This window comes from Curtobacterium sp. 320 (assembly GCF_031455235.1).
In the GTDB taxonomy this organism is placed as follows: Bacteria; Actinomycetota; Actinomycetes; order Actinomycetales; family Microbacteriaceae; genus Curtobacterium.
The window spans coordinates 53,823-69,655 of sequence record NZ_JAVDSI010000005.1 but is presented as its reverse complement, the minus strand read 5'-3'; the positions used below and the strand labels follow the sequence as shown (position 1 = coordinate 69,655).

General features: G+C 73.6%; 14 protein-coding genes. 6 read left to right on the top strand and 8 right to left on the bottom strand.

From position 1 onward, the window contains the following. Positions 1-22 precede the first annotated feature (22 nt). Positions 23-700: a TetR/AcrR family transcriptional regulator C-terminal domain-containing protein gene (locus J2X60_RS08410; RefSeq protein ID WP_070417041.1), complete on the bottom strand. Its 678-nt coding sequence runs from the start codon at positions 698-700 to the stop codon at positions 23-25. 177 nt (positions 701-877) lie between these two features. On the opposite strand from J2X60_RS08410, the gene J2X60_RS08405 reads away from it, so the two are divergent. From J2X60_RS08405 to J2X60_RS08395, 3 genes are all read left to right on the top strand, one after another. Then, complete coding sequence (locus J2X60_RS08405; RefSeq protein WP_070417042.1) at positions 878-1,675, top strand: HAD-IIA family hydrolase; 798 nt, start codon at positions 878-880, stop codon at positions 1,673-1,675. 2 nt (positions 1,676-1,677) lie between these two features. Then, on the top strand, positions 1,678-2,472 hold the full coding sequence (locus J2X60_RS08400; protein WP_309887077.1) for a methyltransferase domain-containing protein: 795 nt from the start codon (positions 1,678-1,680) through the stop codon (positions 2,470-2,472). Between the two features lie 118 nt (positions 2,473-2,590). Next, on the top strand, positions 2,591-3,004 hold the full coding sequence (locus tag J2X60_RS08395; RefSeq protein WP_309887076.1) for a hypothetical protein: 414 nt from the start codon (positions 2,591-2,593) through the stop codon (positions 3,002-3,004). 18 nt (positions 3,005-3,022) lie between these two features. Here the strand turns inward: J2X60_RS08395 and J2X60_RS08390 are convergent, their stop codons facing one another. The 3 genes from J2X60_RS08390 to J2X60_RS08380 form a co-directional block, all read right to left on the bottom strand. Next, on the bottom strand, positions 3,023-3,889 hold the full coding sequence (locus tag J2X60_RS08390) for a L,D-transpeptidase (RefSeq protein ID WP_309887075.1): 867 nt from the start codon (positions 3,887-3,889) through the stop codon (positions 3,023-3,025). Positions 3,890-3,968: 79 nt separating this feature from the next. Continuing rightward, positions 3,969-5,774 (bottom strand): phosphatase PAP2 family protein, encoded by a 1,806-nt coding sequence (locus tag J2X60_RS08385; protein WP_309887074.1) that lies wholly within the window; start codon positions 5,772-5,774, stop codon positions 3,969-3,971. A gap of 114 nt (positions 5,775-5,888) precedes the next feature. Then, the gene (locus J2X60_RS08380; RefSeq protein ID WP_309887073.1) at positions 5,889-6,773 is read right to left on the bottom strand and encodes a CPBP family intramembrane glutamic endopeptidase; all 885 of its coding nucleotides are present in this window, start codon (positions 6,771-6,773) and stop codon (positions 5,889-5,891) included. A 22-nt stretch (positions 6,774-6,795) separates the two neighbouring features. Between J2X60_RS08380 and J2X60_RS08375 the strand changes: the two genes are divergently transcribed. Next, positions 6,796-7,485 (top strand): metal-dependent transcriptional regulator, encoded by a 690-nt coding sequence (locus tag J2X60_RS08375; protein WP_071294437.1) that lies wholly within the window; start codon positions 6,796-6,798, stop codon positions 7,483-7,485. 353 nt (positions 7,486-7,838) lie between these two features. On the opposite strand, the gene J2X60_RS08370 is transcribed toward J2X60_RS08375, so the two are convergent. Both J2X60_RS08370 and J2X60_RS08365 read right to left on the bottom strand, forming a co-directional pair. Next, complete coding sequence (locus tag J2X60_RS08370; protein WP_254791855.1) at positions 7,839-9,131, bottom strand: sodium:proton exchanger; 1,293 nt, start codon at positions 9,129-9,131, stop codon at positions 7,839-7,841. 425 nt (positions 9,132-9,556) lie between these two features. After that, entirely contained in the window at positions 9,557-10,201 is a 645-nt protein-coding gene (locus tag J2X60_RS08365) for a HEAT repeat domain-containing protein (RefSeq protein WP_309887072.1), read from the bottom strand. Between the two features lie 105 nt (positions 10,202-10,306). Between J2X60_RS08365 and J2X60_RS08360 the strand changes: the two genes are divergently transcribed. Further along, a complete protein-coding gene (locus J2X60_RS08360; protein WP_309887071.1) occupies positions 10,307-11,260 on the top strand; it encodes an aldo/keto reductase in 954 nt (317 codons plus the stop codon). An 83-nt stretch (positions 11,261-11,343) separates the two neighbouring features. Here the strand turns inward: J2X60_RS08360 and J2X60_RS08355 are convergent, their stop codons facing one another. Then, the gene (locus J2X60_RS08355; RefSeq protein WP_309887070.1) at positions 11,344-13,509 is read right to left on the bottom strand and encodes a septum formation family protein; all 2,166 of its coding nucleotides are present in this window, start codon (positions 13,507-13,509) and stop codon (positions 11,344-11,346) included. Then, positions 13,506-14,057: an orotate phosphoribosyltransferase gene (gene pyrE, locus J2X60_RS08350; RefSeq protein ID WP_022905654.1), complete on the bottom strand. Its 552-nt coding sequence runs from the start codon at positions 14,055-14,057 to the stop codon at positions 13,506-13,508. Before pyrE ends, J2X60_RS08355 begins: the two co-directional genes overlap by 4 nt. Before the next feature lie 87 nt (positions 14,058-14,144). Here pyrE and J2X60_RS08345 point away from each other — a divergent pair, with 87 nt between their 5' ends. Beyond that, positions 14,145-15,812: a hypothetical protein gene (locus tag J2X60_RS08345; protein ID WP_309887069.1), complete on the top strand. Its 1,668-nt coding sequence runs from the start codon at positions 14,145-14,147 to the stop codon at positions 15,810-15,812. Positions 15,813-15,833 lie beyond the last annotated feature (21 nt).

The following is a 15,833-nucleotide window of genomic DNA, read 5'->3' as shown; positions in this document are numbered from 1 at the left end:
AAGCGTACGGCGGGGTCGCCGGTCACCGGATCCGGGACTCGATCCCCGCGATGAGGACGTCGAGCCCCAGCGCGAACCGGTCCTCGTACGAGTGCGAACCGAGGATCTCCGCCACGAGCTCGTGCCGCTCCGGACGACCGGCCGCGGCCGAGCCCCGGCCGACCTGCACGCCGGTGTGCCCGACCACGAAGTCGTACACGACGAAGAACGCGTACATCGCCTCGGCGTCGGGCAGGCCGGCCGACCGGAGCGCACCGACGACCTTCGCCACGACGGCGTCGGACTCCGTCGACACCAGGGCCCCGCGGCGGCTGTGCGACTCGAGCACGAGGGGGTGGGTCAGCATGAGGTCGCGGAAGGTCGTGGCGAACGTCCGGACGACCGCGTGCCACTCGTCCGGCCAGACGAACGTCGCGGTGAACTCGTCGACCGTGCGGCGGACGAGCTCGGCGTGCAGGTCGTCGAGGCCGCCGATCGTCCGGTGCACGGTCATCGGTGCGACGCCGAGCCGGACGCCGAGTGCGCGGAAGGACAGCCGGTCGAGGCCGTCCTCGTTCGCGATGGCCGTCGCGGCGTCGATCACCTGCTCGCGGCTGAGGACGTTCGGGCGGCCACGGCGTCGTCGCGGGGTCGCCTCGGCCTGCTCCGGCGCCGTGACGGGCCGGGGTGCGACGGGCGGGGTTCCGGGTTCGACGAGCACGGGCGTCCTCCTTCTTCCAGTACGTGTCCCGAAAAGCCTAGGGCAAAGCCGACCGGCGTTCGGTGTCTCGACCATCTCGGGTCCGCGACCGGCGCGCAAGAGCCGATCCGTGCCTCCCGGCCTTCTCCGAGCCGACGCCGAGCCGGGCCGTCACGGGCGCGCACTAGGGTGAGGGGCATGGCAACCCGCGACGAGGTCGAGTGCTGGCTGACCGACATGGACGGCGTGCTCGTGCACGAGAACCAGGCGCTCCCCGGGGCGCCGGAGCTGATCCAGCAGTGGCTCGACGAGGGCACGGAGTTCCTCGTCCTGACCAACAACTCGATCTTCACCCCGCGTGACCTCAGCGCCCGGCTCCGCTGGTCCGGCATCCACGTCCCCGAGGAGCGCATCTGGACGAGCGCCCTCGCCACCGCCGACTTCTGCAAGTCCCAGATGCCCGGCGGCTCCGCGTTCGTCATCGGCGAGGCCGGCATGACCACGGCCCTGCACGAGGCCGGCTTCATCATGACCGAGACCGCCCCCGACTACGTCGTCGTCGGTGAGACCCGCAACTACTCGTTCGAGGCGATCACCAAGGCCGTGCGCCTCATCCGCGACGGTGCCCGCTTCATCGTCACGAACCCCGACGCGACGGGCCCGTCGGCCGAGGGGGTCCTCCCGGCGACCGGCGCCATCGCCGCGATGATCGAGAAGGCCACCGGCAAGCAGCCGTACGTGGTCGGCAAGCCGAACCCGATGATGTTCCGCTCGGCGATGAACCGGATCGGCGCCCACTCCGAGAACACCGGCATGATCGGCGACCGGATGGACACCGACGTGCAGGCCGGCATCGAAGCAGGACTCCACACCGTCCTCGTCATGACCGGCATCAGCGACCAGGCCGAGATCGACCGCTACCCCTTCCGCCCGAGCGAGGTCATCTCCGGCGTCCACGAGCTCGTCCGCACCGAACCCTTCGAGGTGGAGCTGTAGCGATGCGCTGGGACCCGTCGCGGTACGCCGCCTTCGCGGACGACCGCGCGCGGCCCTTCCACGACCTCGTCGCGCAGATCGCCTGGCCGGCGGGTGCGGGCCAGGAGGCGCCACGTCGCGTCGTCGACCTCGGCTGCGGCCCCGGGACCCTCACCGCCACGTTGGCAGCGCGGTGGCCTTCCGCGTCGGTGGTCGGGATCGACAGCTCGGCGCAGATGCTGGCGTCGGCGCCGACCGGCCCCGGGTTGTCGTTCGAGCTGGGCTCGATCGAGGACTGGACGCCCGGCCCCACGGACGACGTCGTCGTGACGAACGCGGCGCTCCAGTGGGTGCCGTCGCACGTGTCGCTGTTGCCGCGGTGGCTCGACGCGATGCCGTCCGGGTCGTGGTTCGCGATGCAGGTGCCGGGCAACTTCGGGTCGCCGTCGCACGCGCTCATGCGGTCCGTCGCCGCCTCCGGGCCGTGGGCGCCGGCGCTGGCCGGTGTCCTGCGCGAGGACCCGGTGCTCGACCCGGCCGGCTACCTCGGCATCATGCTCGACGCCGGGTTCGAGGCCCGCGCGTGGGAGACCACCTACGCCCAGGTCCTGCCGGGCGTCGACCCGGTGCTCGACTGGGTGCGCGGGACCGGGCTCCGTCCGGCACTGCAGGCGCTCGACGCGGCGGACCCGTCCGGCGCGTCGACCGCGGCGTACGAGGCGGAGTACGCGGCGGCGCTGCGGTCGGCGTATCCGGCGGGGGCGCACGGCACGGTGTACCCGTTCCGGCGGGTCTTCGCCGTCGGCCGCAAGCCCTGATCGCCACTCCGTGGTCGCCGCTGCCCATCGGGCGCGGCAACGCGTTGCCACCTGGTTGCTCGACCGCGTCGCCGCCACCAGACTCGGAACTCCTGAAACATCAGATTGGAGTTCCACGATGAAGCGAATCCTCTCGGTCGCCGCGGTCGGCACGATGGCGCTCGGCCTCTCGGTCGCTGCACTGCCCACCGCCGCGTCCGCCTCGGTCCCCGGACCTCGGGACCCGTCAGCCCCCGGCTGTTCGACGACGACGATGGTCGCCGACCACCTGAAGGGCTGGGTCCACTGGACGATCGAGTGCACCGAGGCCCACACCGTCGTCGTCGACGCGACGGCGTTCTCGGGCACGCCCGACGACCACGTGATCGTGGACGAGCAGCAGGCCTCGCGGTTCGTCGCCGCGGGCGAGACGTGGACGGACTTCGTCAGGCTGCCGACGGCGGAGGTCGACCAGTTCCGCGCACAGGCGGTCACGTTCGTCACCGCGGATCCGTTCGAGCGTCCGGCGATCATCGGCGGCGCCACCGGCTGATCGCCGCCGCTCGGCGCCCTACTCGACCGTGACGAGGGTGCCGAGCGGCAGGGCGTCCACCGCCGCCACCGCCTCGGCGTCGAGCCGCACGCAGCCGTGCGACACCGCACCCGAGGTCGTCGCGTTCCAGTGCAGCCCGATCAGCCCGCCGTCGTGCCCGCCGTACGGCTCGTCGGCCGCGCTCGAGTGCAGCGAGGTCAGCTGGATCGGGTGGTCGCCGGTCCCCTGGGCGGGGTCGACGTACCGCTGCTCGAGGTAGCCGGTGACCCCGGTCGGCGTCGGGGTGTCCGCCGTGCCGACCCCGGCGCGGAACCGTTGCACGGCCCCGCCGTCCGACGAGACGATCGACACGGACTGGTCCGTCGTCGAGATGACGACGCGGGAGGTCGGGGTCGACACCTCCCGGAGCGACGCCACCGGTACCCACGCCGAGGTCTGCGCCGCCGCCGATCCCCCGGCGGCCGAGGGCAGCTGCTGGCGCGCCGGGGTGAGGACACGCTCCCAGTCCCCGTCGCGCTCGACCCCGACGACCGTGGTGGGCTGCCGGAGGAAGTCGGTGGCGGCGAACCGTGCGACCGGTGTGGTCCGCGCTGCGCCGAACAGGGGCGCGTCGGCCCGGAGCTGGAACACGGTGTCCGAGGTGATGGTCCGGTCGAACGGCATGAGCCCGCCGATGACCGCCGAGTACTGCGCCTCCGGCAGTGCGGCGAGCGCGGCGGCCCCGACGTTCGGCACGGCCGGGGCGACGTGGGACCGCGTCGCCGACGCCGACGGGACGGGTGCCGAGGCGACCGGGGTGGACCCGAGCAACGGGACGGCGACCGCCCCGGCGAGGACGACCGCGGCAGCGATGCCGGTCGCGGTCCAGAGGGTGCGTGTGCGCATGGGGGGGGTGCTCCAGGGGTGACGGGAACGGGAAGGCGGCCGGCGCCGCCGCACGGGACGGACGCCGGCCGGCCCGCGATCAGCCGGAGACGACCGGCAGGTGGATGCCCGTCCCCGGGTCGACGACGGTGCCGGTGCCGCCGCTCCCGGCTCCCGTGCCACCGGTGCCCGTGCCCGAACCGGCAGCGGCCGGGGTCACCGTGATCGCGAGCGGTGCGACGAGCGCCGAGGCGCCGGAGGCGTCGACCACGTCGATCGTGTGCGCTCCCGTGGCGGTGCCGGCCGGGATGGTGACGCTGCCGGACACCGTGCCGTCCGCCGCGACGGTGAGCGTGCCCACCGTGATCGGGGTGGAGTGCAGGACGACCCGGACCGAGGCCCCCGGGGTGAACCCGGTGCCGGCCAGCGCGAGCGACCCTCCGGCAGCGACCGAGGTGCCCTTCGGTGCCGTGAGGACGCCGGTCACGACGCGTGCGGTGCCGCCGGTCGAGAGGACCTTCGCGGTGCCGTCGGCCGACACCGCGACCGTGGCGCTCGTGGCGGCGGCGAGGTCGAGGCGCTCCCACGAGCCCGCGGCCGAGCCGGACTGGTCGAGCGGGTAGCCCGACGCGATCTCGGTCTGGGCGAGCACGGCGGTGCGCTGCGCGTCGGTCAGGGTCGGGAACGCGGTGAGGAGCAGGTTCGACGCACCGGTCGGCACCGAGGGGGCGAGCCCGGTGGTGCCGGTCGCCGCGAAGCCGTAGGTCATCCGCTCGCGGTAGACCGCCGCGGCCGAGGCGCGGTCGGTGACGACCTGGGCGGTGCCACCGGGGATCGCGGCCCCGCCGTAGGGGTCGTCCGAGTACGCCGTCGAGTGGGCGATGCAGTTCGCGAGCGTGTCGCCGCACTGCTGCTCGAGGTACCTGACGAGTTCCTTCCGCGCCGGCTCGAGGACCTCCGTGCGGTACTGGGTGTCCGACCAGCGGGCCGCGAGTGCCGCTTCGCCGTCGATGCGCCCGCCCATGATGTCGAGCGGGTAGTGGACGCCGAGCACGATGCGGTCGTTGCCGGCCTCGGAAGCGCGGGCGAGCAGCTCCGGCGCTAGCTCCGGCACGAGCGTGGCGAGGGTGATGCCCGCCTGGTACGCCGTGGTGGTGTGGCCGCTCGGGTACGAGCCGCCCGTGCAGATGCCGGCGGTGCCGTACCCGGGGTCGAGCACGACATCGTTCGGCGAGAACTCGTGCGACGTGTCCGTGGCGACCGGCACCCGCATGATGTCGAGCGTCCCGTCCGCCGACGCCCAGGCCTTGCCGGCACGGTTCGCGGCGAGCGACGACGCGTTCACCTTCGCCGGGGCGCAGCCGGTCTGGTCGTCGGTCGCGGGCAGCGTCGCGGTGCTGCTCGCCGGCAGGTAGGGCCGCGGGTAGCTGTAGTGCGCCTTCGCGTCACCCGTGCTGACGTACGCGCCGCTCGTGCCGTTCGAGGAGTTCACCACCGCCGAGGTGAGCGGCAGCTTCCCGGCGTTCCGACCGTCGACGTAGATCTTCTCGAGCGCCGGACCGAGCCCCTGCGACACCGTCATCGACTGGTCGTAGGCGGTGTTCGTGGCGTTCTGGTACTCGGAGTCCTGCAGCGCCTTCAGCTGCTGCGCCTTCGTGGCGTGCTGGTTGATCCACGAGGCCAGCCGGTCGTTCTCCGCCAGCGTCCCGGCATCGAGCACGGTGCCGTGCAGGTCGTTCGTCCCGCTCGACTTCCAGTACTGGTCGTACCCGCTCAGCAGGGAGACGAGATCGGGCTTGGCGGTGTCGCTCGGGTACCCCGCCGCGGTGGCGACGAGGGGCGAGCCGACGACGAGGGCGGTCGCGACGGCGGCGACGGTCGCCCCGCGGAGTGCTGATCTGTGCATGCGCCGAACGCTAAGGACGGGTGGTTGCCGAGCGGGGAACGGTGCACCAAGCCGAGGTGAACCGGACCGCAGCCTGTGCGCACTCGCAGCCCCGCGCCTCCCGTCCGTCCGTCGTCACCACACGGCGGACGGGAGGCGCGGCTCGTCGCCCAGCACCGCGTACGCCCCCATGGGCGGCACGGTCCGCCACCGGCGCCGCAGGCGGCGCGGCCGGTCGTCCCGCCACGCGATCACCCCGCCGGCGACGACCCCGAACGCGAGGACCGCGAAGGACAGCAGCCCGATCACGCCGACGACGGCGAGCTTCGACGGGTCCTGCACGTCCGTCGTCGCCGAGAGGCCGATCGACCCGAAGTCCCAGAACGCGTGCAGCAGCACCGGCAGGAGCAGGTTCCCGGTCAGCCGACGCGCGACGTAGAGCGTCGAACCGAACGACGCCGCGAACACGACCTGCACGAGCGTCACCCCGAGACCGGCCCCGGCGAGGGCGTTGAGCAGGTGCAACACCCCGAACAGCGCGCACGACGCGATCCACACGCCGAACTCGGGCAGGCGCCGCCGGAGCCCGACGAGCAGGACGCCGCGGGTCATCAGCTCCTCGAAGACCCCGACGAGCAGCACCCCCACGGCGAGCAGCAGGAAGTAGCGGACCGGCAGCGCCGACCAGTCCACGAGCGGCAGCCGCACGATGCAGACGACCGCGATGAGGATCGGCGCGACCATCGTCCACCGCAGGCGCGTGCGCGTCGGGTCGACGGTCGCGATGCGCCACCAGCCGAGCCCGGTCACGACGACGCAGAGTGCGACGGCGGCGATGCCCTCCGGGACGACGAGCGACCGGACGACGCTGTCCACCGTCTGTCCGAGGGTCGGGTAGTCGTCGCTCGGCCGGGCCCGCCAGGCGCTGACGGCCGCGAACACCACGAGCGGCGCGAGGCCGACGAGCAGCGACGGCGGAACGGGCCAGCGGCGGCGGCGGGAGGGGTCGGCGGCGGTCACCTGCCGTTTGTACCATTGGGGCATGCGCTTGCCCTCCCTGTCCACGATGGCGGAGGACTACGTGAAGCTCGTCTGGAAGGCGAGTGAGCGCGGCGGGACGGGCCTGGCCACCCGCGACATCGCCGCGGCGCTCAAGGTGTCCGCGTCGACGGTCTCGGGCAACCTCCGGAAGCTCGACCGCGACGGCCTCATCGAGCACACCCCGTACTACGGCGTCGTGCTCACCCCGCTCGGCCAGCAGGTCGCCGTGGCGATGGTCCGGCGGCACCGGCTGATCGAGACGTTCCTCGTGCAGCGGCTGGGGTACTCGTGGGATGAGGTCCACACCGAGGCCGAGGCGCTCGAGCACGCGGTGTCGGAGACCTTCCTCGACCGGGTCGACGCCGACCTCGGGCACCCGACGCACGACCCGCACGGCGACCCGATCCCCCGCGCGGACGGCACCGTGCCGGACTCCCCCGGGACCCTGCTCGGGGCCATCGAGCCCGGGGCGTGCGGCACCGTCGACCGGGTGTCCGACGACGACCCCTCGCTGCTGCGGTACTTCGACGAGCTCGGGGTCGGGCTCGGGACGCACCTGCGGGTGGAGCAGGTGCGGGACTACGCGGGCGTCATCGCGGTGTCCCGGCGGTCGTCGGACGGGTCGGAGTCCCTCGTGGACCTGCCCGCGGCGGCGGCGTCCGCGATCTGGCTCGCCCCCGACGCCGACTGACGCCCCGCGCGCCCGCCGGCCGCGCCGCGGTCGCACGACACGCCGCTCACGTCCGCCGAGCGGGCACAACGTGCCGCCCGGCGACGCCGAGCGAGACGTTTTCTGCCCACTCGGCGCGCGGCCGACGGCATGTCGCGCCCGCTCGTGGGAACGCACCCACCGGACCGACGGGAGGCGCGGTGCCAGCCCGCACCGCGCCTCCCGTCCCAGCGGGCGGAATCCACCGCCGCCCACCGGGCACGACCCGCCGCTCACGTCCGCCGAGCGGGCACCACGCGCCGCCCGGCGGTGCCGAGCGTGACACATCCCGCCCACTCGGCGCGCCCCCGCGCGGCGCCCCGCGCGCCCGCGGTTCAGCCGCGCAACACGGGGGACGACGCCCGGCGGAACGGCGCCGTCACCGTCGGCAGGATCTCCCGCCGGTTGATCCAGAACACCACGACCGCCGCCACGAGGTGCACGATGCTGAGCACCCACCGCCCGTTCGTGTCCGTCACGAAGAACTGCACTGCGAAGAGCGCCGCGAGCCCGATCGCCGACCACCGGTGGAACCGCAGCGCGATGATGATCGCCACGCCGAGCACGGTCTGCGACGCGGTCAGCATGAACTCCTCGACCTGCCGACCGTCGAGCGGCAGCCCGCCCGAGGTGCCACCGCCGAGCACGTGCGCGATCGGCAGCGACCCGACGAGCAGCGACCACTGGTTGACCTTCGACGCGATGAGCGTGCCGATCGCCGCCCCACCCATCCCCCGCAGCGCGAAGAGCGCGGCGACGATGAACTCCGGCGCCTCCGTGGCGAGCGGCGCGAGCCACTGCACGAGGAAGTAGCTGTCGATCCCGAGCGCGCTTCCGGACTGCACGAGCGCGTCCGCGAACGGCTCCGCAGAGGACAGGATCACGGCCGCGGCGACGACGAACAGCGCCACGATCGTCCAGCGACGCCCACGCTGCGGCATCGAGGCGATGTTGCCCGCCATGCCGACCATCTCCTCCTCGTCGTCGTCGCCGTCCTCGACCTTCGACGCCCGCCAGAGGTACCAGACGAACGCGGCGAGCAGCACGAACCCGAACCACATCGGGATCGAGCCCATCAGCGGGATGAGGAACGCGACGAGGGCCAGGAGCGCGAGGAACCCGATGTCGAGTCGCGAGGACCGTTCGAGCTCCAACACCCGGGTGGCCGAGGCGGGGAGCGACCCGGTCCGGACGAACCGGCGCGCCACGAGCAGCGAGATGATCACGACGAGGGGCCACCCGAACCCGAGCAGCAGCCGGTTCGAGCCGGTCATGTTGGCCGCGGCGAACTGCTCGTACGAGGGGTCGTACCCGGAGCGGAACGCGTAGTACAGGTCGACCGCGTACTCGGGCAGCACGGCGATCAGGGCGAGGATCGCGATCGCGAGGGCGCCGGCTATGTCCTTCTGCGCGGCCTCGGCGGCCCAGGCGAGCAGGAACGAGGCGGCGACGACGGCACCGCCGAAGACGAGCAGGTCGACGACGGGGTTCGGCGCGAACCCGCCGATCCGGAAGACGACGGCGGGCAGGGCGATGGCGATGCAGATCGCGATGCGGCCCCAGGCGCTGGCGCCCATCCGGGATGCCACGACGCCGGGCGTCGGAGCGGGAGACAGGGTGTCGGTCATGGTGGTCCTCGTGGTCGAGCCATGACGCTGCACACACTCGAGCGGCTTCGGCCATGGCGGAACGGCCGAAGGTCTCGCTCGCCTCGAGGGCCACGTGCACCGGGCCGATCGTCGTGATGGCCAGTGTGTCGATGCACGCGCTGGGAGCTACTCCCCTTCGCCACCACCTTGGCGCGCTCCGATCCGCGTGCGCAAGCCGATCCGGCCTGTTCGGCGTCCCGAATCCGGGTGTTCCCCGACCCGCCCCGGAACGGCCTGGAGGCGTGTGGCGGCGCCGCACCGCGCCTCCCGTCCGTCATCGGGTCGCGCCCACCGCGTTTCGTGCGCAGAAACGGTCGGGTCACCCCCGCCGACTCGACCGTTCCTGCTCACGAAACGACGCCGCGCGGGACGCGCGGCGCGGGACGCGCGCGGCGCGGCGCGCGCTACCCCTTCGCGGAGCGGGTGCGGCCGAGGGCGACCTCGCGGCGGGCGCGCTCGACGGCGAGGGCACTCGCGGCGTCCGGGTCGCGGAGCACGCGGTCGACCTCGGCCACGTGCGCACGGACGCCGTCCACACCGCGCGCCGAGGCGTCGTCGAGGACCGGTCGCACGGCGTCCTCGCCGAGGGCGACCAGGGCACGGGACAGGCTGAGCCGGGTCTCCTGGTCGCCACGGCCGAGGTGCTCCGCGAGCGTCCGGGCGAGGGCGTCCCGCTCGGCGTCCGGGACGAGTGCGGCCGCGGTGCGCCAGGCCGCTCGAAGGACCCCGACGTCGGAATCTCGCAGCAGGGGTCGCACCGACGGCCAGACCGCGGGGTCGCCGATCTTCGAGAGGGTGTGCAGCGCCTGGCTCCGGGCCTGCGGCAGCGGTCGGTCGAGCTCGGGCAGCACCCGACGGACCACCGCGTCGGCGGGGAGCCGGATGAGCGCCCACGTGAGCATGTCGCGGACGAAGAAGTCCGGCTCGACGGCGCACTGCTCCACCAGCACGTCGAGGTCCGCCGGGTCCGGGTGCGTCCCCGCTGCCATGACGGCGCGGAGGCGGACGGACGAGCGCGGGTCGGCGAGTGCGGTGGTGAGCGCGGACATGGCTCCATGCAAGCGCACCGTCCTGCGTGACGTCCGGAGACCGCCCGCCAAGGGTCGAGGCATAGCGTGGGCGGGTTCGTTCGACACGACCACGAAAGGATCCCCATGCCCCGCATCGGTACCAGTGACCTCACGGTGTTCCCCCTCGCCCTCGGCGGCAACGTCTTCGGTTGGACGGCCGACGAGCAGACCTCCCACCAGGTGCTCGACGCCTACACCGCGGCCGGCGGTGACTTCGTCGACACCGCGGACGTCTACTCCGCCTGGGCACCCGGGAACTCCGGCGGCGAGTCCGAGCAGGTCATCGGCTCGTGGTTCGCGAAGTCCGGCAAGCGCGACGACGTCGTCATCGCCACGAAGGTCTCCCAGCACCCGCAGTTCCAGGGCCTCTCCGCTGCGAACGTCGCCGCGGCCGCACGCGCGAGCCTCGAGCGGCTCGGCACCGACCGGATCGACCTGTACTACGCGCACTTCGACGACGAGTCGACCCCGCTCGAGGAGACCGTGCGCGCGTTCGACCAGCTCGTGCGCGACGGTCTCGTCCGGTACACGGCCATCTCGAACTACTCGAAGGAGCGGGCCGCGGAGTGGATCCGCATCGCGCGGGAGAACGACCTCGCCCTGCCCGTCGCGATCCAGCCGCACTACAACCTGGTCACCCGCGAGCCGTACGAGTCGGACATCGCTCCCCTGGCCGCCACCGAGCACCTCGGGGTCGTGCCGTACTTCTCCCTGGCGGCGGGCTTCCTCACCGGCAAGTACCGCACGAAGGAGGACTTCGCCGGCAAGGACCGCGAGGGCCAGGTCTCCGGCTACTTCAACGAGGCGGGGCTCGCGGTGGTCGACGCGCTCGCCACGATCGCCCAGGACCGCGGCACCGAGGTCGCGACGGTCGCCCTCGCGTGGCTGCAGGCGCAGCCGGACGTCGTCGCACCGATCGCCAGCGCACGCAACACCGAGCAGCTGCCGGCACTGCTGGCGTCGGCGGAGCTGGAGCTCAGCGCCGACGAGCTGCGGACCCTCTCCGACGTGTCGGGGAAGGTATCGGCCGCGGCCTGACACCGGCGCGGTCGCCCCGGGACGACATCATCGACGTCGTACGACATCGGTGATGTCGTTCCGAGTCCGCCCGGCCCAACCGGCTACGCGTTCGGCGCGACCGACCCCGTCATCGTGTCGCCCGACGACCGGGTGACGAAGCACGAGATGAACGTGTCCCCCTGGTCCCACGTCGCCTGGTCGGGCGCGTAGGACCCCTGCACCTGCACGTCCCCGTACGCCGCCGCGGCCGAGGCGTTCAGGGCCGCCGACGTCTGGCACTGCTCGGCCGCCTGGGCCGCGAGCGCGGCCGGCCCGGGCCACTGGTTGGCCGAGACGGGCAGCCGCGCGGTGAGCTGGGCGACGTGCGGCGTCTGGCAGTCGACGACCGTGTAGGTCTGGGCCCACGCGTTCGTGAACGGCGACAGGCACTCCCCGCCGGCGAGATCGGTCCACGCGTGCTCGCCGGGGGCCGCCGGCGTGGTGGCGAACTGCAGTGTCTCGAGCGAGGTCGATGCCGACGAGGGCTGCGACGCCGCGGCGGACGGCGTCTCCTTCGGGGTCGCCGCCGCCGAGGCCGCCGACGTAGAGGTCGGCGCCGGGGAACGCTCGTCGATCCGGTTGCCCAGGATCCACTGCGTCAGGGCGAACACCGCCACGATGAGCACCACGATCAGCACGATCGAGCCCCAGACGAGCAAGAGCTTGCCCCGTCGTCCCTCGTTCCGGAGCTTGGCGAAGCCCTCGTTGATGAAGTTGTCGCGGTCGCCCCCGCCCGCGGATGCCGACGGCACCGGCGCCACGGGTGGCACGGGCGTGCGCTCGGGCGCGGGTGCGTGCGCCGGGGTGGCACCGACGGCCGGCATCATGCGCGTTCCGGTGTCGTGCGGGTCGTACCCGGTCCCACCGAGCTGCCCGACCGCCTCGGTCCCGAAGAGGTCCTTGATCGCACTCGTGTCGCTGGTCTCGCGACCGTCCCACTCGGACTGGTCGAGGTCGTCCGGGGCGGCGGCCGGGAGCGGTGCCGGCTCGTCGCGCTGCGGCGCCGGCTCGTGACCGCGGATGCCCATCACGGCGTCGAGGTCCTGCCCGACCGCCGGAGGCAGGTGCGCGGGGTACGCGCTCGGCTCCGCCTCGGACGCGGCCGGTTCGACCAGCGGCGGGGCAGCCGTGGGCGGCACGGTGCCGTCCGGCTCGGCCCACCACGGGCCGCCGGCGACGGGCAGCGCCGTGGTCGGTTCGTCGGCCTGGAGGCGCGGCTCGTCCTCCGGCGCCGCCGTCGCGTCGTCGGGGCGCCCGGGCTCCACCGCCGCGGTCGGCTCGACGACGGGCGTCCCGCCGACCGGGGTCGGCAGCGCACCCGCGACGACGTCGTCGTCCGGGTCGTCCGGGTCGTCCGAGTCGTCCGAGTCGTCCGCCAGGCTCCACGAGCCACCGGCCAGCGCCGTCGTGTCGAACGCGTTCGTGGTCAGGGTCGCCGGGACCTCGCCGGCCTCGTCGTCGCGGATCGCCCAGTCGAACGGGCGCTCCTGCCCGCCGGTGCCCTCGCCCTCGCCGTCGGCGATGCGGAGCAGCTCCGTGAAGCTCGGCGGTTCGTCGGTGGCCGGCAGGACGTTCTCCACACCGACCGGCTGCGGCACGACGGGGAACGCGGGCGCAGCGGGCGCGTCGGCCGGCTGCGAGCCCGTGGCCCGACCGAGCCAGTCGACGTCCTCGCGCCCGGCGCCGAACGGGTCGGTGCGGCGCCGCTCCTCGTCGATCGCGCGGTTCTCGGCCGCACGCTGGTCGCGGTGGGACTGGGCGGTCGGCAGGCTGATCGACGACGGGTGCGGTGCGGTCGACGACGGCGGGACCGGGGCCGCTGCGGGGATCCGGTCGGAGAGCGTGGCCCGCTCGGCCTCGGCGTCGGCCTGGGGGTTCTCGGACGGCGCCTCGAGCTGCTCGGGCATCGAGATGGCCTGCGTGGAGTCGTCCTCGGCGGGCGACGCGGACGACGCGGGGGTCACGGGCTCGTCGGACACCACCGGCTCGAACGGGTCCGGCAGGGGTGCGCCGGTCTCGCGCGCGGTCTTCTCCGCCTCGCGCCGCTCACGGCGCGAGGGCCAGTCGTCCGCGCCCCGCGGCGCACCGAAGATGTCCGCGGCACTGCGGAGACCGTGGAACGGAGCGTCCGGGGCGGAGTCGCGCCGTGCCTCCAGTCCGTCGTCCCCGTCTGCGGGACCGGCGGTCTGGTCGGGCTCGTGCGCGTCGTCCGGACGCTCCTCGGTCACGCGCTCAGCCCCAGATCAGCCAGCCCGATCGCCGCGAAGTACGGGTACCCGGCAGCCTCGATCTTCTCCTTCGCGCCGGTGTCGCGGTCGACGACGACGGCCACGGCGGCGATGATCGCGCCCTCGCGCTCCAGTGCCTCGGCGGCCTTGAGCGGCGAGCCGCCCGTCGTCGAGGTGTCCTCGAGCACGATCACGCGCTTGCCGGCGAGGTCCGGCCCCTCGACCTGCTTGCCGCGGCCGTGGTCCTTCGGCTCCTTGCGCACGACGAACGCGTCGTAGGCGAGTCCGCGGGCGGCGGCCTGGTGCAGCACGGCGCTCGCGATGGGGTCGGCGCCCATGGTCAGCCCGCCGACGGCGGCAACGTCCGGCACCTGGCCGATGAGGTCGGTCATCACCTGACCGATGAGGGGGGCGACACGGTGGTCCAGGCTCACCTTGCGGAGGTCGATGTAGTACGTCGCCTTCTTCCCGCTGGTGAGGGTGAAGTCTCCGTGGAACACCGCTTCGTCCGTGATGAACTGGATGAGCTGGTCGCGCGCGTCGGTCACAGCCCACAAGGGTAGCCGGTCGTCCCCGCAGCGCGCTGCCCCGTGTGGGTGGGGTGCGCTGCGAGCCACGCTCGGTACGCTCCGGTCATGTCCTCCGACGCGCGCCCGGTCAGCGAGGTCGTGCGTCCGACGGGCGGCTCGCGGTGGCGCGCGCGACGGCTCGCGGTCGGCCAGGAGGCCCTGGGCGCCCTGGTCGCGCTGGCCCTGGCCGTCATCGCCCTGCGCCACGTCGTCGCGACCTCCAGGGTCGCCCTGCTCTGGTACGACGGGGACTCGGTGCTGCTGCCGCTCGTCGAACGGTCGATGCAGCTCGGGCAGCCGTTCGAGTGGGCGATGTCCCCGGCGCTGTTCTTCTTCCCGGAGCTGCCGGTCTACCTCCTGTGCTCCCTCGTGACGGCCACGCCGCAGCAGGCGCTCGCGCTGAACGGCGTCCTCGTGCTGCTCGCCGTGTACGCGCTCGTCCGGGCCGCGGCGAACGAGCTCATGCCGGCGGCCCGGCGGTCGGCCCGGATCGCGGTGTCCGCGGTCGCCCTCGGGTTCGTGACGCTCCTGGTGCTCACCGAGTCGTCGGCCACCGCGACCTCGTTGGAGCTCGCCTCCCTGCTCCTCACGACGACGTACTACTACGGCGCGGTGCTGGCGATGCTCGGCACCGCGGTGCTCGTGCTCCGTGCGGTGCGGCTCGGGCGGGCGTCCGTCACGGTCCTCGTCGTGCTCGGCCTCGTCGCCGCGTGCACGACGGCGTCGAACCCGCTGTACGTCCCGTGGTCGGCCGCCCCGGTCGTCGTGACCCTCGTGCTCCTGGCACTCGCCCGCCGGCTCCCGTGGCGTCCGGTCGGGCTGCTCGCCGGGACGCTCACCCTCGGGTCCGTCGTCGGGTACCTGCTGCGGATCCCGCTGCGGCCGTTCGTGTCCCTCGACCCGTCGACCTACGTCCAGCCGTCGCGGGCCGGCGAGACGCTCGGGTTCTTCGCCGCGCTCACCGACGACCGCGCGGGGTCGGCGGCGGGCGACGCGGGGCTGCTCCTGCTGCTCGTGGGGGTGCTCCTGTCGGTCGGCGGGACCGTCTGGGCGTGGCGGGTCCGGACCTCGCGGACCGTCCTCGTCGCCGCAGCGCTCCCGCTCGTCACCGTCGTGGCGGTGTCGGTCGGGGTCGTCGTCGCGGGATCGGAGACCCCGCGGTACCTCGAGCCGATCGTCACGGCGCCGCTGCTCGCCCTGGTCGCGGTCGCCGAGCTCGCCCGCACCGCCGTCCGCCGGACCCAGGTGCACCGGCCGCGACGCGGCATCCGGGCCGTGCTCGCCCTCGCGGCCGCCGGGGTGCTGCTCGCCGGGATCGCCACCGCACCGAGCACCGCCCGCGCGGTCGCACAGGCGCGCTACGACCCGGCGGCCTGCCTCGACCGCTGGGCCGACGGGCGGGACGTCGTCGGGGTCGGGCAGTTCTGGACGGTCCGCCCGCTCGCCGCGTACGCGTCCACGAACGTGCAGCTGCTGCAGGTGCGGGACACGTTCCAGACCTACCCGTGGCTCGTCGACCTGGGGGCCTACCGCGACGCCACACCGACCTTCGTGGTGATCGGGTCCGGCGACGTCTGGACGACCGCCGTCGAGGACTCCCTCGGGCCGCCCGCGACGATCACGCACTGCACCGGGTTCGACGTGTACGACTACGCCGGCACGTCGGGCGCCGCCGTCCTGCAGCGGGACGTCGTCGACAGTGCCGATGCCATCCGGCGGGAACGCGGCTTCTGAACGCCCGCCCTGCGAAGTTGT

Coding starts and splice junctions, on each gene's coding strand:
- J2X60_RS08345 (WP_309887069.1), top strand. CDS start 14,145: ATGTCCTCCGACGCGCGCCCGGTCAGCGAGGTCGTGCGTCCGACGGGC.
- J2X60_RS08370 (WP_254791855.1), bottom strand. CDS start 9,131: ATGACCGACACCCTGTCTCCCGCTCCGACGCCCGGCGTCGTGGCATCC.
- J2X60_RS08390 (WP_309887075.1), bottom strand. CDS start 3,889: ATGCGCACACGCACCCTCTGGACCGCGACCGGCATCGCTGCCGCGGTC.
- J2X60_RS08375 (WP_071294437.1), top strand. CDS start 6,796: ATGCGCTTGCCCTCCCTGTCCACGATGGCGGAGGACTACGTGAAGCTC.
- J2X60_RS08400 (WP_309887077.1), top strand. CDS start 1,678: ATGCGCTGGGACCCGTCGCGGTACGCCGCCTTCGCGGACGACCGCGCG.
- J2X60_RS08385 (WP_309887074.1), bottom strand. CDS start 5,774: ATGCACAGATCAGCACTCCGCGGGGCGACCGTCGCCGCCGTCGCGACC.
- J2X60_RS08395 (WP_309887076.1), top strand. CDS start 2,591: ATGAAGCGAATCCTCTCGGTCGCCGCGGTCGGCACGATGGCGCTCGGC.
- J2X60_RS08360 (WP_309887071.1), top strand. CDS start 10,307: ATGCCCCGCATCGGTACCAGTGACCTCACGGTGTTCCCCCTCGCCCTC.
- J2X60_RS08365 (WP_309887072.1), bottom strand. CDS start 10,201: ATGTCCGCGCTCACCACCGCACTCGCCGACCCGCGCTCGTCCGTCCGC.
- J2X60_RS08405 (WP_070417042.1), top strand. CDS start 878: ATGGCAACCCGCGACGAGGTCGAGTGCTGGCTGACCGACATGGACGGC.